The organism is Leptospira johnsonii (assembly GCF_003112675.1).
Taxonomy (GTDB): domain Bacteria; phylum Spirochaetota; class Leptospiria; order Leptospirales; family Leptospiraceae; genus Leptospira_B; species Leptospira_B johnsonii.
Genome location: NZ_BFAY01000005.1, coordinates 189,550 through 212,215 on the forward strand (window position 1 = coordinate 189,550; position 22,666 = coordinate 212,215).

The 22,666-nt window shown below is 41.8% G+C and carries 22 protein-coding genes and 2 tRNA genes; 12 read left to right on the forward strand and 12 right to left on the reverse strand.

The window, feature by feature from the left end; translation table 11 throughout:
• Window positions 1-61 precede the first annotated feature (61 nt).
• From LPTSP_RS02070 to LPTSP_RS02085, 4 genes are all read left to right on the forward strand, one after another.
• Window positions 62-1,540, forward strand: coding sequence for an aldo/keto reductase (locus tag LPTSP_RS02070; RefSeq protein WP_108927193.1), 1,479 nt, complete (start codon window positions 62-64; stop codon window positions 1,538-1,540).
• Window positions 1,524-2,006 carry a DUF309 domain-containing protein gene (locus tag LPTSP_RS02075; RefSeq protein WP_108927194.1) on the forward strand — a complete coding sequence of 161 codons (483 nt, stop codon included), beginning with the start codon at window positions 1,524-1,526 and terminating at the stop codon, window positions 2,004-2,006. Before LPTSP_RS02070 ends, LPTSP_RS02075 begins: the two co-directional genes overlap by 17 nt.
• A gap of 4 nt (window positions 2,007-2,010) precedes the next feature.
• On the forward strand, window positions 2,011-2,904 hold the full coding sequence (locus tag LPTSP_RS02080; RefSeq protein WP_108927195.1) for an alpha/beta fold hydrolase: 894 nt from the start codon (window positions 2,011-2,013) through the stop codon (window positions 2,902-2,904).
• A 167-nt stretch (window positions 2,905-3,071) separates the two neighbouring features.
• Window positions 3,072-3,281 carry a hypothetical protein gene (locus tag LPTSP_RS02085; protein WP_008590531.1) on the forward strand — a complete coding sequence of 70 codons (210 nt, stop codon included), beginning with the start codon at window positions 3,072-3,074 and terminating at the stop codon, window positions 3,279-3,281.
• A gap of 79 nt (window positions 3,282-3,360) precedes the next feature.
• Here the strand turns inward: LPTSP_RS02085 and LPTSP_RS02090 are convergent, their stop codons facing one another.
• The gene (locus LPTSP_RS02090; protein WP_167396397.1) at window positions 3,361-3,666 is read right to left on the reverse strand and encodes a PilZ domain-containing protein; all 306 of its coding nucleotides are present in this window, start codon (window positions 3,664-3,666) and stop codon (window positions 3,361-3,363) included.
• Window positions 3,667-4,140: 474 nt separating this feature from the next.
• Here LPTSP_RS02090 and LPTSP_RS02095 point away from each other — a divergent pair, with 474 nt between their 5' ends.
• Window positions 4,141-4,410 carry a putative toxin-antitoxin system toxin component, PIN family gene (locus LPTSP_RS02095; protein WP_245915447.1) on the forward strand — a complete coding sequence of 90 codons (270 nt, stop codon included), beginning with the start codon at window positions 4,141-4,143 and terminating at the stop codon, window positions 4,408-4,410.
• Window positions 4,411-4,445: 35 nt separating this feature from the next.
• On the opposite strand, the gene serA is transcribed toward LPTSP_RS02095, so the two are convergent.
• Complete coding sequence (gene serA / locus LPTSP_RS02100; protein WP_108927196.1) at window positions 4,446-5,669, reverse strand: phosphoglycerate dehydrogenase; 1,224 nt, start codon at window positions 5,667-5,669, stop codon at window positions 4,446-4,448.
• A 112-nt stretch (window positions 5,670-5,781) separates the two neighbouring features.
• Here serA and LPTSP_RS02105 point away from each other — a divergent pair, with 112 nt between their 5' ends.
• Entirely contained in the window at window positions 5,782-6,327 is a 546-nt protein-coding gene (locus tag LPTSP_RS02105) for a hypothetical protein (protein ID WP_108927197.1), read from the forward strand.
• 79 nt (window positions 6,328-6,406) lie between these two features.
• On the opposite strand, the gene lysS is transcribed toward LPTSP_RS02105, so the two are convergent.
• From lysS to LPTSP_RS02125, 4 genes are all read right to left on the reverse strand, one after another.
• The gene (gene lysS / locus LPTSP_RS02110) at window positions 6,407-7,906 is read right to left on the reverse strand and encodes a lysine--tRNA ligase (RefSeq protein WP_108927198.1); all 1,500 of its coding nucleotides are present in this window, start codon (window positions 7,904-7,906) and stop codon (window positions 6,407-6,409) included.
• 1 nt (window position 7,907) lies between these two features.
• Window positions 7,908-8,543: a hypothetical protein gene (locus tag LPTSP_RS02115; RefSeq protein WP_108927199.1), complete on the reverse strand. Its 636-nt coding sequence runs from the start codon at window positions 8,541-8,543 to the stop codon at window positions 7,908-7,910.
• A 57-nt stretch (window positions 8,544-8,600) separates the two neighbouring features.
• A tRNA-Leu gene (locus LPTSP_RS02120) sits at window positions 8,601-8,683 on the reverse strand.
• Window positions 8,684-8,746: 63 nt separating this feature from the next.
• Window positions 8,747-9,418, reverse strand: a complete 672-nt coding sequence (locus tag LPTSP_RS02125; protein ID WP_108927200.1) for a CDP-alcohol phosphatidyltransferase family protein — start codon at window positions 9,416-9,418, stop codon at window positions 8,747-8,749.
• 128 nt (window positions 9,419-9,546) lie between these two features.
• On the opposite strand from LPTSP_RS02125, the gene LPTSP_RS02130 reads away from it, so the two are divergent.
• Window positions 9,547-9,620: transfer RNA gene (locus tag LPTSP_RS02130), tRNA-Asp, on the forward strand.
• 38 nt (window positions 9,621-9,658) lie between these two features.
• Here the strand turns inward: LPTSP_RS02130 and fliG are convergent.
• From fliG to pdhA, 4 genes are read right to left on the reverse strand one after another with little or no spacing between them, the layout of a single operon-like run.
• Window positions 9,659-10,678: a flagellar motor switch protein FliG gene (fliG, locus tag LPTSP_RS02135; RefSeq protein WP_167396400.1), complete on the reverse strand. Its 1,020-nt coding sequence runs from the start codon at window positions 10,676-10,678 to the stop codon at window positions 9,659-9,661.
• A gap of 22 nt (window positions 10,679-10,700) precedes the next feature.
• Window positions 10,701-12,023: a pyruvate dehydrogenase complex dihydrolipoamide acetyltransferase gene (locus tag LPTSP_RS02140; protein WP_108927202.1), complete on the reverse strand. Its 1,323-nt coding sequence runs from the start codon at window positions 12,021-12,023 to the stop codon at window positions 10,701-10,703.
• A 44-nt stretch (window positions 12,024-12,067) separates the two neighbouring features.
• Window positions 12,068-13,042, reverse strand: a complete 975-nt coding sequence (locus LPTSP_RS02145) for a pyruvate dehydrogenase complex E1 component subunit beta (protein ID WP_108927203.1) — start codon at window positions 13,040-13,042, stop codon at window positions 12,068-12,070.
• Window positions 13,042-14,022: a pyruvate dehydrogenase (acetyl-transferring) E1 component subunit alpha gene (gene pdhA / locus LPTSP_RS02150; RefSeq protein WP_108927204.1), complete on the reverse strand. Its 981-nt coding sequence runs from the start codon at window positions 14,020-14,022 to the stop codon at window positions 13,042-13,044. Before pdhA ends, LPTSP_RS02145 begins: the two co-directional genes overlap by 1 nt.
• Before the next feature lie 457 nt (window positions 14,023-14,479).
• Here pdhA and LPTSP_RS02160 point away from each other — a divergent pair, with 457 nt between their 5' ends.
• Both LPTSP_RS02160 and LPTSP_RS02165 read left to right on the forward strand, forming a co-directional pair.
• Window positions 14,480-15,325, forward strand: a complete 846-nt coding sequence (locus LPTSP_RS02160; protein ID WP_008591598.1) for a flagellin N-terminal helical domain-containing protein — start codon at window positions 14,480-14,482, stop codon at window positions 15,323-15,325.
• Between the two features lie 407 nt (window positions 15,326-15,732).
• On the forward strand, window positions 15,733-16,581 hold the full coding sequence (locus tag LPTSP_RS02165) for a flagellin N-terminal helical domain-containing protein (protein WP_008590488.1): 849 nt from the start codon (window positions 15,733-15,735) through the stop codon (window positions 16,579-16,581).
• Window positions 16,582-16,628: 47 nt separating this feature from the next.
• Here LPTSP_RS02165 and LPTSP_RS02170 read toward each other — a convergent pair whose 3' ends face one another.
• Window positions 16,629-18,620, reverse strand: coding sequence for an acyltransferase family protein (locus tag LPTSP_RS02170; RefSeq protein ID WP_108927205.1), 1,992 nt, complete (start codon window positions 18,618-18,620; stop codon window positions 16,629-16,631).
• A gap of 510 nt (window positions 18,621-19,130) precedes the next feature.
• Here LPTSP_RS02170 and LPTSP_RS02175 point away from each other — a divergent pair.
• Complete coding sequence (locus LPTSP_RS02175; protein ID WP_108927206.1) at window positions 19,131-19,451, forward strand: ArsR/SmtB family transcription factor; 321 nt, start codon at window positions 19,131-19,133, stop codon at window positions 19,449-19,451.
• A 2-nt stretch (window positions 19,452-19,453) separates the two neighbouring features.
• Window positions 19,454-20,005 carry an SRPBCC family protein gene (locus LPTSP_RS02180; protein ID WP_108927207.1) on the forward strand — a complete coding sequence of 184 codons (552 nt, stop codon included), beginning with the start codon at window positions 19,454-19,456 and terminating at the stop codon, window positions 20,003-20,005.
• Between the two features lie 66 nt (window positions 20,006-20,071).
• On the opposite strand, the gene LPTSP_RS02185 is transcribed toward LPTSP_RS02180, so the two are convergent.
• A complete protein-coding gene (locus LPTSP_RS02185) occupies window positions 20,072-21,319 on the reverse strand; it encodes a lipoprotein LipL46 (protein ID WP_108927208.1) in 1,248 nt (415 codons plus the stop codon).
• Window positions 21,320-21,385: 66 nt separating this feature from the next.
• On the opposite strand from LPTSP_RS02185, the gene LPTSP_RS02190 reads away from it, so the two are divergent.
• The gene (locus LPTSP_RS02190) at window positions 21,386-22,645 is read left to right on the forward strand and encodes an exo-beta-N-acetylmuramidase NamZ family protein (protein ID WP_108927209.1); all 1,260 of its coding nucleotides are present in this window, start codon (window positions 21,386-21,388) and stop codon (window positions 22,643-22,645) included.
• The last annotated feature ends 21 nt before the right edge of the window (window positions 22,646-22,666 follow it).

Consider the following 22,666-nt stretch of genomic DNA (forward strand, 5'->3'; position numbering starts at 1 on the left):
GGCTGAGGAATATTTAGACTTGGTCTCATTTAGTGCGACGCGAAAATTCAAAAAAACGTAAATGATTTCAAAAGATCCATTTCAGTCTTTGTACAGAGAGCCCCTTCACGAGGGGAGAAAGGAAAAATTCTCCCCGGGAAAAAAAGGAGAAGGACCAGGCTATTTTTTATTCCGAGGACTTAAACTTTCCCGAATCGCGTTCGGTGGATATCGAATAGGATTAGAAGATCCGGAACATAAGGAAGCTCTTCAGCTTGCTCTACATTCTGGAGTGAACGTCATAGACGTTTCGGCCAACTATGGAGACGGAGAGGCCGAAAGTTTAGTAGGCAAGGTCTTAGATGAAAATTTCAAAAAAAGGCAACTGAACCGAAAGGAAATATTTTTAGTCACCAAAGCGGGATATATCCAAGGAAGGAATATGAAGCTTGTGGAGTCCAAAGAAAAAGACAAGGATCCTTTTCCGGAAATCACTTATTACCAACCTGGCTGTTACCATTGTATCTCCCCCGAATTTTTAGCGGACCAATTGGAAAGGTCCAGAAAACGACTGGGGCTTTCTACCATCGATGTGTTCTTATTGCATAATCCTGAATATTTCCTGAGCCATTCCGAAAAGAAGGGAGTTCCAAAAGAAGAAGCACAAGCGGAATACTATCGTAGGATCAAAGAGGCGTTTCAATTTTTAGAGAAGGTTAGAAAAGAAGGAAAAATCCAGTTTTATGGAATTTCCAGTAATACATTTCCTGTGCCGGAAGAGGAGTATACTCATACTTCTTTGTCGAAGTGCCTACAAATCGCTGAGAAAATCGCAGGAAAAGAGAATGGATTTGCAGTAGTCCAGTTCCCTGGGAATTGGTACGAGGACGGATTCCTTCGGAATCGGTCGGAGGGGCAGACTCTTCTCGAAATCTGTCGTCACTTCGACCTTCTTCCCTTGATCAACCGACCACTCAATTCCTTCCAGGCTGGAAAAGGAATGGTCCGACTTTCTTACGCGCCCCAAAACCAAGCCCCAGATCAGTCGAAGTTACTACAAATCCTAGAACTCGAATCCTCTCTCTTGGAACCACTTTCTCCAAATCTGAACCGGAATTCACTTTCCAAACTCTGGCAAATTTATGGGGAGAAGATCCGCTCCGAAGAACAATTCCAAGCATTACTACAAAAATCCTGGATCCCTACTTTGAGAGGAGTAATTGACGAAGTATATTCTGAAAAAGGAAAAGAATCCGCAGAAGAATACCTAAGAGTTCTGAACACAGCACTTCCTTTATTAGAAGAGCAAATACAGATCCGTTCGTCTGAAAATCTATCCGGACTATACGAACGCCTGGTCTCCAAATATCATACAAACGGAGACGCCCCGGAAAGTTTATCCTCTCTCATGGTATTCCATTTGGCTTCTCTTCTGGAAAAAGGAACCGTTCTGCTCGGAATGAGAAAAAGAAAGTATGTAAGGGATATTCTTCCCATCTTCAAAAAACAACTACCGGAAATCCCAAGGTCGGAATGGGGAGAAAATGGAATTCGATCCTGAAATACTTTCCATATTAGAAAAAGTGAAACAAGGAGACGCAGATTCCAGTTTCGACTACGCCTGGGGAGAAGGAAGAAAACTCTACCTAAAAGGAAGATATTTCGAATTACACGAGGTATTCGAATTCCAATGGAAGAAGGAAATTGGAGGAAGAAGGCTACTATTACATGGATGGATCCAACTTGCTATTTCCTTGAATAAGGCTTTCGTAAAACCGAATATACGCGGATCCAAAATGCAGGCGGAAAAGTCCAAGGAAAAGTTTTTAAAACTTTTCGAAACCGGAGAACTTTCTCCAATCGGAAAAGACCAAACCGATGGTATCATCTATTTCCTGGAAAAATTTTTGAGCTTATTTGAAAGCGAAGAAAGTTGGGACCTCGAACGAATTAAGGAACTTTCTCTACCTGAAATGCAAGAAAACGCAAAGGAATTGTTTTCAAGTTCTGTTTTCCCAGCATCGTGACCCTATGGAAGTTTCCGATCCTCAAAACAAAAACCAAGAAAGCGGATTTTTCGAATCCGGAGGTTATAAGCTCCATTATACAAAACGGGACAATGGAAAGAAAAGAGCATTACTTTTGCTTCACGGATTTATGGATTCTTCCCAAACCTTTTTGTTCCAGGAAGAATATTTATCCAAATATTTCGATCTTTACCGTTTCGATTATAGAGGGCATGGAGATTCAGAATGGTTGAGAGAAGGTTTCTACCACTTCATGCTTCCTTTAGTGGACACAAAAACATTCATCCAAAAATTTCTTCCTGAGAAATTCCATATACTCGGACATTCCATGGGAGGAGGCTTAGGATCGCGGCTTGCTGGATTGTATCCGGAAAGAGTTGAAAGCCTTATATGTCTGGAAGGATTTAGTTCTCTCCAGGATCCGGAAAAGGAAAGAAGAAGGTTCCTTGGTTGGTTGGAAAATTGGGAACTGAGTCTCGCAGGAAAGGATAGAAAACGTCAAAAAAATTTCAGATCGGTGGAAGATGCCGCTGCAAGGCTTGCACCCATCTACCCTAGACTTCCTAAAGAAAGACTTTTAAAAATTACCGAAACATTAACAAGACCAGCAGAAGAGGGAGGATATATGTGGAAAAGTGATCCTTCTTACAAAAACGGGCCTCCAGTTTTTCTAAGTCCTCAGTTTACCAGACATCTTTGGGAGACAATTTCCTGTAATGTTCTCGTCGTTTATGGACAGAAAACACATTTAGCATTGGACGATAGCAAGGAAGTATTCTCTCATATTAGAAATTTGAAATATATTGAAATAGAAGATGCAGGTCATAATATGCATCACGATCGTCCGGAACTTCTTGAGACTATACTCGATGAGTTTTACGTAACAAATTTAAAGTAAACGGACCTTTCGTACGATTCGATGTCGGATAACGTATTTTTTACTCACGTATGTATAGTACGAAAATTCGGAGACATAAAAAAATTTCCTAATATTTTTCAAAAAGAACTTGTACTTTTAGAGTACCGGAATAGTTTTCCTCCAACGTTTTGTAGTTAGGGGCGAACATGGTCAGCAGCAAATTTAAAGAACAAATGGAAAGATACGTAAACTACCGAGGGATAGACATCATTCTTCATTTAAAAGACGGTTCTATCATCGAATTAGATAAAAACAGAAGACTCGTAGGTGAAGAGATCGTATATTTTCCACAAAAAGCGAACCCTAGTAAAATTTCTCTTACCATGATCCAAAAAGCGGATCTATTCGTCGCCTAAGCAAAACGACGAATCCCTTCAATATGATCAAAACGACACCGGGAAATCCCGGTGTTTGTTTATCGGCCAGTCCTAAAACTTACGCTAAGGTCTGGATCAATTCTTCGATCTCTTTGATCTTGTCGAAATCCTTTTCCGTATAATTCAAGAACACATCGTATTCCGCATCGGAAACACGGTCGCACTTGATCACTTTCATTGGAATATCGATGGAACCGGAAACGCTGATCGTTCCTACTTGCAGAGCCAAGTTGGTTCCAGGTTCCCAGGGAATTTCGGTTCTATGCACGATTCCAACGAGCACGTTTTCTGCGATCCTCAGCTTAGAACTTTCTAACACCTGAAAGCCTACGTTAAGTGTGGAGGGGATTCTATTGTATCTCATGGCGGTTTTTCCTCCCGGTTTTCTGAAAGAGCTTAGATTCAATCGCTTACGTTCCGATTAAGATCCTTTTACGATCTTGAAAAAATCGGTTGAGCGAGAGCGATTCTCCTATTTAAAGCAATTTCTATACCAGTAATCATATATTCAGCCCCGGACAGAAAGAAAATCGTGCAATGCACCAAAATATTAAGTCGCTTTCCATTATAACGAATACTTGGCTAAGTTTAGCGGAGAAGGGATTGGATCTTCTTAGGATATCTACCTTGAATCTTGGTATTTAGTCGAAGTTACTACATTTTCAGATCTTAAAGCCTAACGGGATATTCCTCCGTTCTGCTAATTTATTAAGCGAATTGGAAATTTTTCATTCCGGAATCACTTTTCCCCGTTCCCTTTTTTTCTTTTCTAGTTATTTATTCCAAGGTTATAACGGCAGAGGTGTTCGACCATATTTGGTTGAATCACGAGATTATTTTGTCCGAATGGATTCTTAAAGAATTTAGAGAAGTATGTTCTCGTAAATTTAAGATCAAAGAAAAAGAGATCTCCGAAGTGTTAGAACATCTGAGGGCAGGAGCAAGAGTTTACCAGCTTAATGGTCTTCCGCCGAAAGTTTGCGCAGATCCGACTGATGATAATATCCTTCATATTGCAGAATTTTCAAAGGCAGATTGGATCTTGAGTGGAGATTCCGACCTTCTGAAATTGAAACAGTTTCAGAAAATCGAAATCATTTCTCCTTGAGAATATAAACTGAAATCTTTAGTCTGAGTAGAGAATCAGTAAAGAATTCTGGTCTTGATAGAACCTGGATGTCTTTCTATTCTTTCTTTCAGTTCATCTCCCACGCTCATATTGATTACCATGGAGAGATATCCGATCTCTGCGCTGGTTCCTAAATGTTGGGAACTGATATTTGCACCGATCTCAGAAACCATACTGTTGATATCCTTAAGGAATCCAGGTTGGTTTTTGTGAACATTCAGAATTCTGTACATTCCCTGAGGGATCGGATTCAGCTCTATATTAGGAAAGTTTACAGCAAAAGTAGTGGAGCCATTGTTTACAAACTTCAAAAGTTTAGAAGCAACTTCCGTTCCGATATTCTTCTGCGCTTCTTCCGTAGAACCACCGATATGAGGGGTCAATATTACGTTTTGCAGATTTTGCAAAGGAGTTATGAATGGATCGCTGTTTGATTCAGGCTCTTGTGGAAAAACATCCACACCAGCGCCTGCGATATGTCCTGCCTTAATCGCCTCAGCCAGGGCTTCCAGATCCACAACCTTTCCTCTGGAAAGATTGATGATATAAGCTCCTTTTTTCGTAGCTTTGATTTCCTTAGCACTGTATAAATTCGTCGTTTCAGGAAGTTCAGGCACATGAAAGGTAACAAAATCGGAAACAGAGAGTAGTTCTTCGTAAGAATTGATCGGAGTCGCATTTCCTAAAGGAAGAACTGTTTGTGTATCATAATAGATCACTTTTAGGCCCATTGCTTCTGCGAGGACGGAGACTTGGCTACCGATGTGACCGTAACCTACGATCCCCAGAGTTTTTCCCCGGACCTCAAAGCAGTTCTTAGAGATTTTATTCCAGATCCCTGCGTGAGTATTTCGGATATGATCCGGAACCCTTCTTGCTAACATTACGATTTCTGCAATTACAAGTTCGGCCACGGAGCGAGTATTAGAATAAGGAGCGTTGAATACCGGGATCCCTTTCTTCTCCGCTTCCGCCAGGTCCACTTGGTTTGTTCCGATACAGAAACAACCCACGGTCATAAGGCGTTTTGCCTTAGCTAAAACGGGTGCGGTCAGATTCGTTTTACTTCGGATCCCCAGAACATGAATGTTCTCGATTTCTTTCGAAAGTTCGTCTTCGCCCAGGGCTTGGGGGAGAAGGCGGACATTAAAACCGTCTTTTTGAAAGAGTTGGAATGCGTCTTGGTGTACATTCTCTAAGAGGAGGACGTTTATCTTTTCTTTCGGGTAGGAAATCATAGTTCTATAGCCATGGAATGTATCCTCGGCTTCTCTGAAAACGGATTTTTTACTTCACCTTTAGGGGATCGTGAGAAGAATGGAATGGAAATCATCCGGAGACCGCTATTCAATGATCCGTTCCAATTTTTCATTTTTACAAGTTTCACTCTTGGCCGTATTTTTTGCCGTTTTTCTGAATTCTTGCTCGGCACGGGTCCAAGTCCTTCCGGAACCGGTGGTGGAACAGACACTTTTCAGAAGCGGTCCCATCTGCCCCGGAGCAATTTTCTGCAGCTTAGGAAAACCTGGATCCCTGAACTTTAAAGGGATCTTGGTGAATAAAACAGGGGAAAAGCCGATCTTCTTGGAATATTATATGAGCTCTTTTGAAGAAAGTTTTCCGATCGGGATCTCTATGAAGTTAGACCAAACCTGGCATAACCTCAGAAAAACTTCTACGGATTACGGAGATACTGTTCGCGTGGTTTCCATTCTTCCTGTGGATGTGGCTGACAAATTACTCTCGGCGAAAGAAATCCAATTCAGCTTTTCTTCCAGAGATAATACGAGCACATATACTTTGAGTTCTTCCAATACGGATAGCTTGAAATCCCTACTGAAGGATCTAAAAGAAAAATTGGATTCTCAAGCAAGACTAACAATTACAAATCATTAAGATCTTTGCCCGAGGTATCTCGGGCAACTTTCATCCGCCCGAGCAAACCAATGACTCGGGCTTCGTAGACAAAATACTCTTATTCTGGTCTCATCAGAGGGAATAAGATAGTATCTCGGATAGAATGAGAATTTGTGAGTAACATCACCAAACGATCTATCCCGATCCCGAGACCTCCCGTAGGCGGCATTCCATATTCAAGTGCTCGGATATAATCCTCGTCCATCATGAATGCTTCATCGTCTCCCGCTTCTCTTTGTTTTACTTGATCTTCGAATCTTTCTTTTTGATCGAATGGATCATTTAACTCAGAGAATGCATTCCCGATCTCTCTGCCTACTATATAAGGCTCGAATCTTTCCACATAACCCGGATTTTCAGGATTCGATTTTGCTAATGGAGAAAGTTCCTTCGGATAATCAGTTACAAACACAGGCTGGATCAGATTTGCTTCCGCTTTTTCTGAGAATACCTCGTCCGCTACTTTCCAGATAGAAGTACATTTGCTTGCATCCACTTTTACGGAGCTTGCTTTTTCTTTTGCTTCTTCTAGGGTTTTTACCTGAGAGAAATCGATCCCCGAATATTCTTTGATAATATCCACATATTTCACCCTTCTCCAAGGAGGGCTAAGATCCACGAGGTCGTTTCCGTATTTGATCTTGAGAGTTCCGCAGATCTTTTGGGCAACAGTGGTGATCAGTTTTTCAGTTAGCTCTAACATTTTTCCCATATCACCATAAGCCATGTACGCTTCCAGCATGGTGAATTCAGGATTGTGTTTAGTAGAAATACCTTCGTTCCTAAAATTACGGTTCAATTCGAAAACTCTATCGAGTCCACCTACGATAAGACGTTTCAGGTATAATTCAGGAGCGATCCTTAAGAATAACTGCATATCCAATGTATTATGATGAGTTACGAACGGTCTAGCTGCAGCTCCTCCTGCGATCGGTTGCATCATAGGGGTTTCTACTTCCAAAAATCCTTCGGAAGTAAGGAAATTTCGGATCTCAGATACGATCTTACTGCGAGTGATAAAAGTATCTCTTACATGATCGTTTACAACCAAATCCACATAACGCATCCTGTATCTTTGCTCGACGTCGGCGAAAGCGTCGTAAATCACTCCATCTTTCTCTTTTACGACCGGCAGAGGGCGCACACATTTTGCAAGTAAGGTAACAGAAGTTAGATGAAGTGTGGTCTCTCCCTTTTGGGTTTGGAAAAGATAACCTTCTATCCCGATCAGATCTCCTAAATCCAAACTTTTGAAAAGAGTGTAGTTCTCTTCACCCAGATCGTCTCTGGTTGCATAAAGTTGGATGACTCCGGACCTATCCTTTAAATGAGCAAAACTTGCTTTTCCCATCACACGTTTGGAATGCAAACGTCCGCCTAATAGAAATTTTTTCTCCTGGCCTGTGGGAGCTTTAGAATACAGTTCGATCAAAGATGCCGAATCGGAATCAGGAAAGAATCGGATAGGGTAGGGATCTACACCTTTCTCCTTTAGATTTTTGATCTTCTCGATTCTTTGTTGGATAAGTTCGTTTGTTTCTTTTAAGTCTTGGGACATCTTAATTTCCTAATAGTATCAGATATAAATGTTTCGAGAGTCTTCCTAAGATGGACTCCAGGCTTTTCGGTTTTGTGAACCAATCCCAGGATCCGATCCCTTCGCTTACTTTGGAGACTGCGATATAAATTCCCGCAGGTTCCAATACGTTCCTATATAATTTTAACAAGGTCGCAGAATCATATTCTTTTCCTATCAAAAGAAAAGTTTTCCACTGGCGATCCAATGCGATCTTTAAAAGTGTTTTCGGGAATTCCTGAGGACCAGCTTCTACCGTATAAACTAAGACCTTGGTCTCATCTACTCCTAATGAAACCAGATAGGTTTGCAAAGAGACGCTCGGATCTCCTACGATCCCCAGATCGGAATCTTGGTTGGGAGATGAATGTAAAATAACGATCACTGGAGCCAGGCCTTTCTTCCATAAAGCGGCAGCTTGTTTAAATTTATCTTTTTTACCAGTTTCGATAGCTTCCAATACAATAGCGTCCGATTTTTTGGGATCCGCTTTGGAGACTAAAAGATAAGGAGCAGAGAAGAATAAGATCAAAAATAGGATCAATAATCCGAAAAAGCCGTAAGATACAAGTTTGGCTTTGTCTAAGAAATCTTTAACGGAGAGAGCACCCGATGTCATAGTTTTACCGAGGGTTCGTTTTTCTAAATGGAGGAAGGGGTTTCAGGTAGGACGAATTGCTCGAGAGGGGACTCGAACCCCTACACCGAACCGGCACAAGCACCTCAAGCTTGCGTGTCTACCAATTCCACCACCCGAGCGGTCGCGATTGACAGAATGGGTGAGTAGGCTCCAGTGTCAAGGAAATTCAAACCAGGGTAGAGTCAGACCAGTTCGTACTTTTTCTTCTGCTTTTTATCTTCCGGATCCAAGATGAATCTTTCAGGATGAAATACAATATTCCAATATCTTTTGGAATAAGCCACCACTCCAATACTTAGGATCAAGACCAAGACATAACCCGAATATTCCGGATGATGGAAGAAATGATTTTCAGGCAAAGTAGGACCGATCAGAGGCAAGGTCATATACCACAAAACCGCAGCTGCAACAAGACCAACTCCGATCTTACCCCACCAATTCGGTTTTCCTTGGATCCCTCTTTTTAAATACAAGAATCCACCCAACCAGACTCCTAAAGTTTCTCTTAGGATATAGATAAGAAGGATCCAAAGAGGGAATTGATAATAATGAACGATAACTGACAGTCCACCTATTGTGACGAACTTATCGCAGATAGGATCCAGGTATTTTCCCAAGACGGATTCTTGGGAGAGTAGGCGGGCTAGAAACCCGTCTAGAAAATCTGTGAGCACTGCGAGAATACAGGTACCTATGGCTAAAAATAAATATTCGCTGCTACGAGGAGACTCGATATGTTTGCGAGTGAAATGTATAAAAAAAGGAAGAAGTAAAACTCTAGAGACGGATAAAAAATTAGAAAGTGTAAACACCCTCTCTTCGAGTAGATCCTTTGGTTTTTTTTCGTGAAGCATTTAAGAAGGCCAGTAGTCGGAAAAACTCCGCTATTGGAAAGGCTATGGAAGGGACTTAAAAATTCATCCCTTTTTCAGATAAACGAATTGACCCCCGAGCTCGCTCAGAAATTATGTTCTTCATAAAAGGAGCTGTAGCTCAGCTGGTTAGAGTGCCTGCCTGTCACGCAGGATGTCGCGGGTTCGAGTCCCGTCAGCTCCGAAATTCCCAAACAATCTAAGATTTGGCTCGAAGGTGGGTCAAATAAACTCTTCCGAGTCCTTCTTAATAATAATTTCTCCGATCTCTTCCAAATCACGTAAGGCGGTCAGAATACTGTTTCTTGCGTCTGTGATCTCTTTCAGGGTCACTTTTCCTCGGATATCCATACTTTCTAAAATATCATTGGCCCTGTTTTTGGACATTGCCTCGAAGAAATGAGCCTTGATCTGGTCGGAAGCTCCTCTTAGAGCGATTGCGATCAGATCGTCGTCTCCTATTCGATTGATGATTAACCTCATTTCTTTGGAATTGAGAAGAAGAACATCTTCGAATGTGTACAATTTTTCCCGAACCTGAGAGGCAAGTTCAGGAGATTGTTCTTCTAGTTCTTTTAGGATAGTCTCTTCTAAAGATTTATCCATGTGATTTAGAATATTTGCGAGAGCTTCGGCTCCTCCGGCTTCGCTGAATTCGGATTTGTCCCTTTGTTCATATTTTTTCTTAAGAACTTTTGCGATCTGACGGATCGCATCTGGATGGGTTTTGGTCGTATTTGCCAGTCTTAGCGCGACCTTACTTTGTAGTTCTTTTGGAAGGAACTTAAGCGTTTCCGCTGCTTTTTTAGGATGTAAAAATGCAAGTGTGACTGCGATCGTTTGGGTATGCTCCGGTGCTAGAAGGTGAGCGAGTGTTTGGGGTTCCGCGTCGTTTAAGAAGGAAAAATCTTCTTCAGTGTCCTTTCTATCTAGTTTTCCTAATATGTTTTCGGATTTTTCTTTACCCAGGGACTTTTGAAGTAACTCTCTGGCGGTTTCAATTCCGCCTCTGGATTCTGAGGCCAGGTCTTTTAGGGAACCTTGGAAATCTAAGAGAACTTCCTCTTTTTCGGATTTGCTGATCGTTTTGATCTTTGCCATTTCCTGGACGATCTCTTCGATCAACTTTTCATCCAGCTGGGCTAATGCCTTGGCAGCTGCTTCCTTGTCTAAGGATAACAGTAGCATTGCTGCTTTTTTAACTTTTTGGTCTCTGGTTTTAAGATTGGAATCTTGGTCCACTGCTTCTTCGCCCACAAAGAAATCAGGCAAGTAACCGAAGAGGATGTTCCAGAAAATTTCGAAACACTTCCAACCAACCGGCTCCTACCGCACCGTCTACCACTCTATGATCACAAGAAAGGCAGACTGAAAGAGTTTTTCCAGGGACTATACTTCCGTTTTTGAGTACCGGTTTGGATACCACGTTTCCTACTGCGAGGATTGCGGCCTCAGGTTCGTTGATTACCGCTGCAAAACGATTTACTCCGAACATTCCCAAATTGGAAACAGTGAAGGTTCCGTCTGAAAACTCTTCCGGTTTGAGTTTTCGTTCCCTTGCACGGGAAGCAAGCTCTTTTACCGTCCTACCTATTTCTAAAACGGACCTTTTGTCTGCGTTCCTTACATAAGGAGTAATTAGACCTCCTTCGATAGAAACTGCTACACCCACATCTACTCTTCCATGTTTTAAGATATGATCTTCTCTCCAGGAAGAATTTACTTCCGGTACTTTTAGAAGCGCAAGTGCAGAAGCTCTGATAATAAAATCGTTTATACTGAGTTTGATCTCTTCTCCGGATTCCTTTAGGTCGGAGTTAAAATTTTCCCTCAAATGTACGAGCGCATCTGCATCAATTTCCATATCCAAATAGAAATGAGGCTGGTGGGTTTTGGAATGAACCAAACGAGAAGCGATCGTTTTTCTCATTCCAGAGATGGGAAGTTTCTCTTCTTGTATATGCCCTCCAGCAAATGGAGAAGTTCCGCTCGCCGAAAATGAGGAGATCCCGTTTTCAATATCTCGTTTGATAATTCTACCGTCAGGTCCGCTTCCTCTGATCTTGGAAAGATCAATGCCAGTTTCCTGGGCCAAACGTTTTGCTAAAGGAGAAGCCTTTACTCTTCCTTCAAGTGCTCCAGGAGAAAGTCCTCTGGAAACGGGGCTTTCTTTGGGTGCAGGGGCCTCTTCCTCTTCTTCCTCGGAAACTGTCGAAGATACTACAGTTTCCTGTTTTTTAGGCGCCGGGCTTGCGGTAGGCGAGGCAGCCGGAGAAGGTGCTGGGGTAGAAGTAGCCGAGGCAGATGACCTGGACTTGGCTTCCGAGAGTAGGGAGGTGATATCTTCTCCCGCTTTTCCTATAATTGCAACCGGGGCTCCTACGGGGAGTTTGGCGCCTTCCTGGGCTAGGATTTCCAAAAGTACTCCGGAATCAAATGCCTCCATTTCCATGACCGCTTTATCGGTTTCGACCTCGGCTAATATTTCCCCGATGGCGACCGAGTCACCCTTCTTCTTCAGCCATTTTACCAAAACACCTTCCGACATTGTCGGGGAAAGTTGGGTCATTTCGGAAATTTTTGCCATATATTTTTCCTGTTTATAATATAATAATATTCGAATATTATGAATTACTTAATCATTTCTCTGACTTTTTTGATAATTTTATCTTCGCTTGGCAGGGAGGATTTTTCAAGATTGGCAGCATAGGGCATAGGCACATCTTCCTGGGTGATCCTTTCTACCGGAGAATCCAGATAATCGAATGCTTCTTTTTGGATAAGATAGGCAACTTGTGCGCCGAATCCCGCCACATTCCAACCTTCTTCCACTATGAGAGCTCTATTTGTTTTCCTGACAGAAGCCAAAATCCCTTCTTCGTCTAAAGGTCTTATACTTCTTAGATCTAAAACTTCGACTGAAATTCCTTCTTTTGCCAGTTTTTCCGCTGCGGGAAGGACATACATAAGGGCTCTAGACCAACTGATGATCGTGAGTTGTGTACCTTCTCTTTTGATATCCGATTTACCCATCGGGATCAAAAATTCTCCGTCCGGAACTTCTCCCTTAGAGCCGTACAATACCTCGCTCTCTATGAAGATGGTTGGGTTATTATCTCGGATGGAAGTTTTTAAAAGTCCGTAAGCATCTGATGGAGTGTAGGGGGCGAGCACCTTTAAGCCGGGTATATGTGCATACCAACTCTCGAAGGATTGGGAGTGTTGGGCTGCGAGTCTTCCTCCAGCGCCTCCTGCACCCCTGAAAACGATTGGGATCGGAAATTGTCCCGCACTCATATAATTCATTTTCGCCGCGGAGTTGATGATCTGATCGATTGCCACAAGTGAGAAGTTCCAGGTCATAAATTCTATGATTGGTCTAAGGCCTACCATAGCCGCACCTATTCCGACTCCTGCAAAACCGTTCTCAGAAATTGGAGTGTCTATGATCCTTCTTTCTCCGAACTTAGCGAGCATTCCTTGGGAAACTTTGTAGGCGCCTTCGTAATGACCTACTTCTTCTCCCATGAGAAAGATATTCGGATCCTTCTCCATTTCTTCCGTCATTGCGCGATTGAGTGCTTCTCTGTAAGTGAGTACTGCCATTATACGTTCTCCGCATAAACATGCTTGTACAACCAACCAAGAGGAGGTTCTTCACTTTTTTCTGCGAAGTCTACAGATTCCTCTACGGTTTTGAGAATGATCTCATCCATCTTGGTCAATTCTTCTTGGGCCCAACCCGCTGCGAGTAGATCCTTTTCTGCTTTGATCAGAGGATCTCCTTGTTTATATTTTTCTAATTCTTCTTTGGTCCTGTATTTTGCTGGGTCCGACATAGAGTGACCTCTGAATCTATAGGTGGAAATTTCCATGAGAGTAGGGCCTTCTCCTCTTCTTGCTCTTTCCACTGCGACCTTTACGTGTTCTCTGACTTTTCGGACCTCGTCACCTTCTATATGATCTCTAGCAATATCATAAGCGGCAGCTCTTACGGAAACGTCTTTGACTGAGAGAGCTCTATATTCCGGAGTTCCCATTGCGTAGTGATTGTTCTCACAGATCATGACTAATGGAAGTTTCCAGATAGCGGCTAAGTTCATTCCTTCGTGAAAGGATCCGATGTTTGCTGCACCTTCTCCAAAAAAACATAATGTAACTGCACCGTCTTCGCGATACTTGGAGGCGTAGGCGATTCCTGCGGCAAGAGAGATATGCCCGCCTACAATGCCATGCCCTCCCATGAAATTCTTCTTTTTATCGAAAAAGTGCATGGAGCCTCCGTTTCCGGATACAATCCCAGTTCTTTTGCCGAATAATTCAGCCATGAGAGCTTTTGGCTCTAATCCTCTGGCGAGTGCGTGGCCATGATCTCTATAGGTGGAGACTATATAATCTTTTTGTTCTAAAGCGGAGATTGCTCCCACTCCCACAGCTTCTTGACCGATGTATAAATGGCAGAAGCCGCCGATTTTGCCCATGCTGTACGCTTTTGCGGAAGCTTCTTCGAAGCGACGGATCAAAAGCATTTGTCTGTATAATTCTAATAGATCTTCGGTTTCTTTTTTTGTTTTTGGTTGGCTCATAGTACTTTAGGAAATACGAAAACAATCGCAAAATATCTTCTTAGAACTAGGATATGCAAACTGATTTCAGAAATTTTTTGAAAAATCCCATCTTTAAGAAAGGGGAGTGCTTTTTTCAAAAAAATGCTTATGGAAATTTCCGATTCGTTCGAACTTTTAGATGAGCCCAAAAAAGGAAAATTTTTTCTAAAATTTCTCCAATTCTGTTTCCCTCCTTTCTTCATAAATCGCTTAAAATCGTTAAAAAACGGCTAAAATGAGCGAAAAACTCCATTTTCGTTAAAATTAATCTAGGCTAGGTGCTTCACCGAAGATATATCTGAAGGAAACCCTGAATTTCGAGGTTTTTCTCGGATTTCAGCCTTCATTAAATATATAGAAAAAAAGACCAAAACCAAACCAGCACAAGATCCCGGCACGGATGCCGGGCTCATGATCAGTTTCAAGGAGGAAACTCATGATCATTAACCATAACTTAGCCGCGATTAACTCCCACCGCGTTCTGAAGTTCCAGAACAACGAAGTGGCGAAAAACATGGAGGCTCTTTCTTCCGGTATGCGTATTAACCGCGCCGGTGATGATGCATCCGGTCTAGCCGTTTCCGAGAAAATGAGAACTCAGGTGAAAGGACTTCGCCAAGCGGAGAGAAACACTGAGGACGGCATGTCCCTGATCCAAACTACGGAAGGATATCTGCAGGAAACTAATGATATCATCCAGAGGGTCCGTGTACTTGCTATCCAATCTTCCAACGGAATCTACGGTGCAGAAGACCGTCAGATGATCCAAGTAGAAGTTTCTCAGCTTATAGACGAAATTGATCGCATTTCCTCCCAAGCAGAGTTTAACAAGATGGCATTGCTCCAAGGCGATTTCGCTCGTGGATCAAGAACCGCTTCTATGTGGTTCCACATCGGACCGAACCAGCACCAGAGGGAACGTGTCTATATCGCAACTATGACCGCTAAGGCTCTGAATTTGATCAAGTCTGACGGGACACTTTTGACTCTTTCTACTGCTGAACTTTCTAACGAAGCAATCGGCTTTCTTGACGATGCTTTAATGAAAATCAACAAACAAAGAGCAAATCTTGGAGCTTACTATAACAGATTAGAGCATGCCTCTAAAGGTCTGATGGTAGCTTACGAGAACATCCAAGCTTCAGAGTCGAGAATCAGGGACGCGGATATGGCAGAGGAAACTGTTGCATTCACCAAGAACCAAATTTTGGTTCAATCGGGAACTGCAATGTTAGCACAAGCTAACGTAAGACCTCAGTCTGTCCTCCAGTTACTTAGGTAATTAGGACTTTCCGGCAGCGGGAGCAGTAATGCTCCCGCACCGGGAACTTTTCTGTAGAACTCCGAAGCCGCGTTATGCGGCTATCCTTGTCTACAGACCTAAGAAAAGGTACAGGAAAAACGTCGGGTCTCTAACATTCTTCATCCCCAATTTTTTTCCGGTTCCTTTTCCGAGGACGATTCCGAGGAAACGAAAACCGGGTTAGTAATAACCTAAAGCTTATTGTACTTTTGTAAGATCGTGATCGTAAGATTACGCTCTTGCTGTTGATTGAAAATATCCTAACTCTTCGAGGGAGAAGATGACCTGTCGGGTGGTCCGACCGGGTCCATCCCGGAACACCGGACAGGTCATGTCCGATCGGAGGATAGGGAGATCCTCCGGAAACTCTCTACAAGGAGTGTAGGATGATTATCAATCACAACCTGAGTGCGGTGAATTCTCACCGCTCTCTGAAGTTCAACGAGCTAGCTGTGGATAAAACCATGAAAGCTTTGTCTTCCGGCATGCGGATCAATTCTGCCGGCGACGACGCTTCGGGTTTGGCTGTCTCCGAAAAACTCAGAACGCAGATCAACGGACTGAGGCAAGCGGAGAGAAATACGGAAGATGGGATGAGTTTCATCCAGACTGCAGAAGGATTCCTTCAACAGTCTTCGGATATCATCCAAAGGATCCGGGTTTTGGCCATCCAAACCTCGAATGGGATTTACAGCCCCGAAGACAGACAATTGGTTCAGGTGGAAGTTTCCGCCCTAGTGGACGAAGTGGATCGTATTGCTTCTCAAGCCGAGTTCAATAGATTCAAATTGTTCGAAGGAGACTTCGCTAGAGGTTCCAAAAGAGCTTCTATGTGGTTCCATATGGGACCGAACCAGAACCAAAGGGAAAGGTTCTTCATTGGAACTATGACTTCCCGAGCTTTAAAGCTTACCAAGGCGGACGGTAGACCGATAGCGGTCTCTTCTCCTGGGGAAGCGAACGAAGTGATCGGCCTAGCCGATGCTGCGCTCGGAAAGATCATGAAGCAGAGGGCGGATATGGGAGCTTATTTTAATAGGCTGGAACATTCCGCAAAAGGTCTCATGGCAGCGTACGAAAATATGCAGGCCTCCGAGTCCAGAATTCGTGACGCCGATATGGCGGAGGAGATGGTTGCTCTAACTACAAAACAAATACTCGTGCAGAGTGGTACGGCGATGTTAGTGCAAGCAAATCTTAAACCGAATTCGGTCCTCAAACTTCTCCAAATGTAGTTTTCGGGAACAGGCACCACCGGAAGGGAAATCCTCCGGTGGTTTTTTTATTTTGGGGCGAATCTTTCCCCTAACCATTTAGATCCTTCTGGGTTGAGATGGTTGCCGTCTCTATACATTAACTTTCCATCTTTTATTGCCCAACACCAATATTGGTCGCAAAGTTGTTTCCAAGGTTCCCAGATTTTTACTTCGTTAATCGGAAAGGAATCAGATATATAATCTAAAATTTTATGATAATCTTGATTGCGTTCGTCGAATTCTCTCCTTGAGACAGCGCAAGGATTTTTGACTCCATAATATGTAAGCCTAAAAGGTCTTTGGTTTCCGCAAGCCTTAGGATCGAAACCTAATTCAGGATTATCCGAAATCAGAATTACCTTTTTCCCGGAAGACTGAAGTTTGCGGACGGTCTCGAACAATGAAATTTTATAAATTTCTTTCGAATCTTTTAGACTCGTATTTAGACTTGTTACCATTCTGGCATCAATATGGTTCTCGATTTCTCCAAAACCTTTTCCAGTCATATGTGTCGGGCCTCTTCCGCTTAAAATAACCGTTTTGATGGACTCACTATCTGAGACGTATTTCAGAATTCTTTGTGTGATAGAACATTCGAAATTGCGATATTTTGTAACACCTGCTAGGATCGGACATGCACTCATTCCCAAGAGTATTAAATTTTTGTTTTGCTTGATTCGGTAATATTCGGATAGTCCATAATAAAAATGTTCGGAATGGCTATCTCCGATAAGAGCAATTTCGGGATTTTGGTTCGAATCGGTATAAGAACAATAAGTTAGGCCTTGTCCTAAAGCAGTCTTGAATTCTTCCCGGCAGTCTTTTTGAGTGAAACTCCATTTCTGAAACGTTAAGTCAGAGGTTTCAAATTCTCTTCCCCTAAATTTCAATCCTTGATTCGTGTAGATAAATCTTCCTACTATTCCTATAGAAACGAGTAAAATTACGAGAATAATAGAAATGTATCTGCTCTCTTTGAAACGGATTTTCTTTTCCAAAAATGCCCAAGTCAAATATGAGAACAAAATAGATATGAAAACTGCAAGTACTCGAATTTGCCAAATCGGAGTTCCTCCTTCTAAAATATTTGCAAAGGATAGTAGAGGCCAATGCCATAAATATAAGGGGAAACTAATCAAGCCAAAAAATATAGAGATAGGGTTTCCTAAAACTTTACGATTAAATCTAGAACGATTTCCTGAATTGATAAGTAATACCGCTCCTAATACAGGAACTAAAGCCAGGAATCCGGGAAATGCGGATCCTTTTTTAATTAGAAAAATTCCTAAAAAGATACATAAGATTCCTAATACCGATTGAAGCTCCGGAAAGATTGGATTTTTATCCGGATCTGCGACCTTCTTTTTAAATTGATGATACCAAGCGAGTAGTGATCCAGATAGAAGCTCCCAAACACGAGTGCTAGGTAGATAAAAGGTTCTGACTGGATCAGAGTATATATTCCAAATATTTAAACCGAAAGAAATAAAAGTGAGAATAACGGTGACCAATATGAGATTTCGTTTGAATTTATGAGTCAAAAATAGGAGTAGGGGCCATAAAATATAGAATTGCTCTTCGATTGCCAATGACCATAGATGTAAAAGCGGTTTTTGTTCGGATAAAGGATTAAAATAATCAGTAAAATCACGTAAAAAATCAAAATTAGAATAAAAGAATACTCCGGCTACGGTTTGTTTTCCTAAGTTCTTGTATTCTTCCGAGAATAGAGAGAAATATCCGAATATTAGACAGACAATTAGTACTGTAGATAGCGCGGGGAAAATTCTACGTATTCTTCGGGAATAAAAATCTAAAAAGCTAAAATTCCCTAATTCGAGAGAGCGGGATAAAATCGTGGATATCAGGTATCCTGAAATCACGAAAAATATATCTACCCCGATAAAGCCTCCGATCATAAATTCAGGAAAAGCGTGGAAGATCACCACGGAAAGTACCGCAAGTGCCCTAAGCCCGTCTATATCCGGGCGATACTTTAAAGATTTAGTATGGCTCATGTAAAAGATTCGAACGGTTTCTTCTCTTTCAGATGGAAAAGAGAGTTTATGTCAGTATAGAATTTTGATTGGATCTCCTCGTCAAGTCAAACCTCCTCGAGATCCGCATTAATACAGATTCTCTAAGGTTCAGAATATTATTTGGCCAATACTCGTGCAGAGTGGTATGGCGATGCTAGTACAAGCAAATCTTAAACCGAATTCGGTCTTCAGACTTCTTCAAATGTAGTTTTCGGGAAAGGCACCACCAAAAGGAAAATCCTCCAGCGGTTTTTTTACTTTAAACCCTTAAATTCGCGAGTTTGTCAGGAATTTATAATATTCATTCTTCATTTCCTGAGAAACCGTCGCTTAATTCTATATTCGTCTTTTTCTTTTTTTTCTAAACGTTTCGTTCCTAAAAAAAATCTCAGTTTTTTCTCTCTTATCTTAGATTTTCGGACCTCCACTTTTCGGGGAAAACTATATTTAAGTATTGACTTAATTAAGTTTATACTTAAATATATGGCTATGCAGGCTTTAGATGCGATTGCGGACCCAACCAGGCGCAAAATTTTGGAATTACTTTTCGAAGGCGAATTAGGATCGGGAGAAATTGCGGGACATTTTGATATAAGTTCCGCAGCGATTTCCCAACATCTTAAGGTTTTGAGAGAATGTAATCTGATCCAAGTGAGAGTGGATGGACAGAGAAGGATCCACTCGTTGGATTACAAAGGTTGGAAAGAGATCCAAGACTGGCTGGATAGAGCTAAATCTTTCTGGGAAGGAAGACTGGATCTTCTGGAAAAAGAATTGAGAGCCAATAAAATGAGAAAGGGGAGAAGATAGTGATGAAAGATCTATCTGTAAATAAAACGTATGGGACCTTCACTTCGGACACAGAGGTTCGTTTCGAAAGACTATTACCGGGACCGATAGAAACTGTTTGGGAATATCTGACGGATTCTGAAAAGAGGGGAACCTGGCTTGCGAAAGGGGATATGGAATTGAAGGTAGGAGGAAAAGTAGAACTAAACTTTTTGCATTCTTCTTTATCCGACGAAAAAACTTATCCTGATAGATTTAAGGCAATGGAAAATGGGATCAGCGGAGTAGAAACCGTCACTGCAATTGATGCTCCACGTCTTTTAAGTTTCACCTGGCATCCTGATTCTGAAGTAAGTTTCGAATTGGTCGAAAGAGGAGAGGATGTACTCCTTACTCTAAGACATCGGAAACTGACAGACGAGAATGGTAAACTCATGGTCTCTTCCGGCTGGCATACTCATTTGGATATTCTGGTTTCTAAACTTTATAAGGAATCAGTCCCTAAGTTCTGGCAGACATTTGCGCAATATGAAACTTCATATGAGGAAAAACTAAAAACTATCGTCAAGAAATAAGGACTTAAAATAAAAAAGCCGACGAATATCTCGCCGGCTTTTCTTTTAGATCGATTCTGAAATCGATTATTTATTCGGAGTGAACTCTAAAGTAACAACACCTCTTGCAGCAGACTTGACATTCATTTTCTTAGTAGCTAAGAAAGTAAATCCTCTGTCTTTTTTATAGACTAATTCGTCCATAAACAGAGCGTCTTTTCCAGGGTAGGTAACTTCCCACTCAGAACCACTTACATTGCTTGCTCTGACATTGATGTCTTTTGCAGCAGTCAATTCCGCCAGATCGTCTTTGAACTTAGTGGATTCGTCAGCATCCAATCCGGTAAACTTGAGGATGATTGTATTATTCTCAGTGAGATTGAACCATTCTTCCTTAAGTTGTTTGTTCACCTTTTTGGTTACGTCTTCTGCCCAACCCGCAAGTGCTTTTTCTCTGGAAACTTTTTGAGTGATATCTGCTCCACGAGCGTCTCCGTTTCCGGATGCTACGATTTTGCCGTCTCCCCAAAGTAGGATCACTTTGTAAGGTCCGGTGGCTGCAGTATTGAATAAAGGTCTATCCAAAGTTTTTCCACCGATTGCAGTTACAGGTGCTTGGTCTTCGGTCTCTACGGAACCTACTACCAAAACTTCTGCTCCCGAAGCCTGAGCTTGGATCAAAATTGCTGCTCCAGCATCCAAAGAGTTTACTGAATCCGCATTTAAGCCGGAAGGTTTAACAGTTTTAGAAGCAGTTCCTGGATCTACGATCTTGTTGCCTGCTTTTTTGAGTCCTTTGATGATCTCAGCTTCTGCAATATTACCATTGCTTAAAGGAGCAACAGCTGCTCCTCCTACTTTAGAAGGAACTAAAACTACAATTCTTGGATTTCCTACGTCAGCAAGTAAACCTTCTACAGCAGTGGAAAGTTTAGATTCTTCGATGGTACAACGAACTGTAAGTTTTAAAATTGGTTGAGTATCGATCTTACCTTGGTCTTCGGAAACGATATCGTAAGATTTTACGAATGCATCCGTTTTGGAAAGTAGACTAGAGCCTAAACTTTCTCCGTCGGAAGCTTGGCTTTTGTTGGAAATTTCTTCACCAACTACTTTACGTACCGCATTAACTTTTGCGTCTTTGATCGCTCTTTGTTTTGCGTTTGCTATATCGCCGTTATAGATCGGAGCCTCTCCGATCACGGTGATGGTATTTCCTTCTCTAGTGAATTCTTCTTTTTTCTTGCGTCGGGATCCGTCACCCGTAGCGCATGCAAAAGCGAAACCTAAAATCAGTGTGAGAGCGGTAATCCGCAGGATGGGCAGCTTTGCCATATCGCTTCCTTTTTCTCCTTGATGTATTGAATTCTGTCTATTTACTGAACAAATAAGGTATCTTACATGCGGTTCAAAGAAAGAAACAAAAAAATCCTAACTTTACTCATTTTTTTTCTGACAATTTCCTCAGGCTCCTGCGTAGAAGCGTCATCCAGAAGTCATATTTCAAAATCCAAAATTATCCCTGCCGAAGTTTCCTTCTACGAACAAGTGCTTCCTAGTCTTTCCGGGAAAACCGTTGTTCTCGTTACGAATCCATCCGGTATCGGCAGACATCCTGAAAAGATCCTGAAAGAGTTTAAGGATAAAAAGGTAAAGATCAAACATCTGATCGGACTCGAGCACGGATTTTTAGGATTGGAAGAAGACTTCAGTAAGTCTCCAGTCACGATGGACGAGACTTTTCAACTTCCTATCTATCATATTTATAAGGTAAAAAACTCCGAGATCCCTGCAATACTGAAAGGTGCAGACGCCGTCGTATTCGATGTAGTGGATATGGGAATGCGTTGTTATACATACGTAAGCGTTCTCAAACGTTTGATGGATAATTTGCCGGATCCAAACACTAAGTTTATTCTTTTAGATCATCCAAACCCCGCGTTGTATTTAGGTGCAAGAGGAGAAGGTATACAGAAGAAGTTTTTAAACTTTGCAGGAGAATTTCCATCTCTGTTTTTCACAGGTATGACTCTTGGAGAAGCTGCTGCTTTCTATAACGGAGAATATCTGGGTGGAAAAGTAAAACTGGATATCATCTCGCCTGAAAATCTAAAAAGAGGCTTTGATTGGGATAGAGAAGGAATCCCTTGGTCCACACCTTCTCCGAATCTACCTATGTTAGATTCCGCAAGAAATTATCTCGGGTTAGTATTATTAGAAGGAGTGAACGTCTCCGTAGGAAGAGGGACTCAGGCTCCATTCATATATTTCGGCGCTCCTTGGATGAACGAACCGGAAGATATTATCTCAGAACTGAACGATGACAGTAAAGGGGATTATTATTACCAAAGCGTATTTTTCAAACCTACCTTCGGTCCTTTTAAGGGAGAGATCTGCAGAGGCCTTCGTTTAACAGTTGTAAATCGTAAGTATGATCCTATCAGAATGGCGTATAATCTGACTTCCATTATGAAAAAGAAATATAAGGATTTCAAATGGAGACAGTATGCGGATGGATCCCATAATATAGATTTTCTTTGGGGAACCGAAAAATTCAGAGAGTTTGTGGATGCGGGGAAAACATACGAAGAATTTAAGGCTTCTTATGCGGAATCTGAATCTTCTACCAATAAATTGATCCAAAAATATCTGATCTACTAATGTTTTATAATAGGATTTCGA

Excerpts from the sequence above, each read along its gene's own strand:
- LPTSP_RS02070 (WP_108927193.1), top strand. The coding sequence starts at position 62 with ATGATTTCAAAAGATCCATTTCAGTCTTTGTACAGAGAGCCCCTTCAC.
- LPTSP_RS02075 (WP_108927194.1), top strand. The coding sequence starts at position 1,524 with ATGGAATTCGATCCTGAAATACTTTCCATATTAGAAAAAGTGAAACAA.
- LPTSP_RS02080 (WP_108927195.1), top strand. The coding sequence starts at position 2,011 with ATGGAAGTTTCCGATCCTCAAAACAAAAACCAAGAAAGCGGATTTTTC.
- LPTSP_RS02085 (WP_008590531.1), top strand. The coding sequence starts at position 3,072 with ATGGTCAGCAGCAAATTTAAAGAACAAATGGAAAGATACGTAAACTAC.
- LPTSP_RS02090 (WP_167396397.1), bottom strand. The coding sequence starts at position 3,666 with ATGAGATACAATAGAATCCCCTCCACACTTAACGTAGGCTTTCAGGTG.
- serA (WP_108927196.1), bottom strand. The coding sequence starts at position 5,669 with ATGATTTCCTACCCGAAAGAAAAGATAAACGTCCTCCTCTTAGAGAAT.
- LPTSP_RS02105 (WP_108927197.1), top strand. The coding sequence starts at position 5,782 with ATGATCCGTTCCAATTTTTCATTTTTACAAGTTTCACTCTTGGCCGTA.
- lysS (WP_108927198.1), bottom strand. The coding sequence starts at position 7,906 with ATGTCCCAAGACTTAAAAGAAACAAACGAACTTATCCAACAAAGAATC.
- LPTSP_RS02115 (WP_108927199.1), bottom strand. The coding sequence starts at position 8,543 with ATGACATCGGGTGCTCTCTCCGTTAAAGATTTCTTAGACAAAGCCAAA.
- LPTSP_RS02125 (WP_108927200.1), bottom strand. The coding sequence starts at position 9,418 with ATGCTTCACGAAAAAAAACCAAAGGATCTACTCGAAGAGAGGGTGTTT.
- LPTSP_RS02140 (WP_108927202.1), bottom strand. The coding sequence starts at position 12,023 with ATGGCAAAAATTTCCGAAATGACCCAACTTTCCCCGACAATGTCGGAA.
- LPTSP_RS02145 (WP_108927203.1), bottom strand. The coding sequence starts at position 13,042 with ATGGCAGTACTCACTTACAGAGAAGCACTCAATCGCGCAATGACGGAA.
- pdhA (WP_108927204.1), bottom strand. The coding sequence starts at position 14,022 with ATGAGCCAACCAAAAACAAAAAAAGAAACCGAAGATCTATTAGAATTA.
- LPTSP_RS02160 (WP_008591598.1), top strand. The coding sequence starts at position 14,480 with ATGATCATTAACCATAACTTAGCCGCGATTAACTCCCACCGCGTTCTG.
- LPTSP_RS02165 (WP_008590488.1), top strand. The coding sequence starts at position 15,733 with ATGATTATCAATCACAACCTGAGTGCGGTGAATTCTCACCGCTCTCTG.
- LPTSP_RS02170 (WP_108927205.1), bottom strand. The coding sequence starts at position 18,620 with ATGAGCCATACTAAATCTTTAAAGTATCGCCCGGATATAGACGGGCTT.
- LPTSP_RS02175 (WP_108927206.1), top strand. The coding sequence starts at position 19,131 with ATGCAGGCTTTAGATGCGATTGCGGACCCAACCAGGCGCAAAATTTTG.
- LPTSP_RS02180 (WP_108927207.1), top strand. The coding sequence starts at position 19,454 with ATGAAAGATCTATCTGTAAATAAAACGTATGGGACCTTCACTTCGGAC.
- LPTSP_RS02185 (WP_108927208.1), bottom strand. The coding sequence starts at position 21,319 with ATGGCAAAGCTGCCCATCCTGCGGATTACCGCTCTCACACTGATTTTA.
- LPTSP_RS02190 (WP_108927209.1), top strand. The coding sequence starts at position 21,386 with ATGCGGTTCAAAGAAAGAAACAAAAAAATCCTAACTTTACTCATTTTT.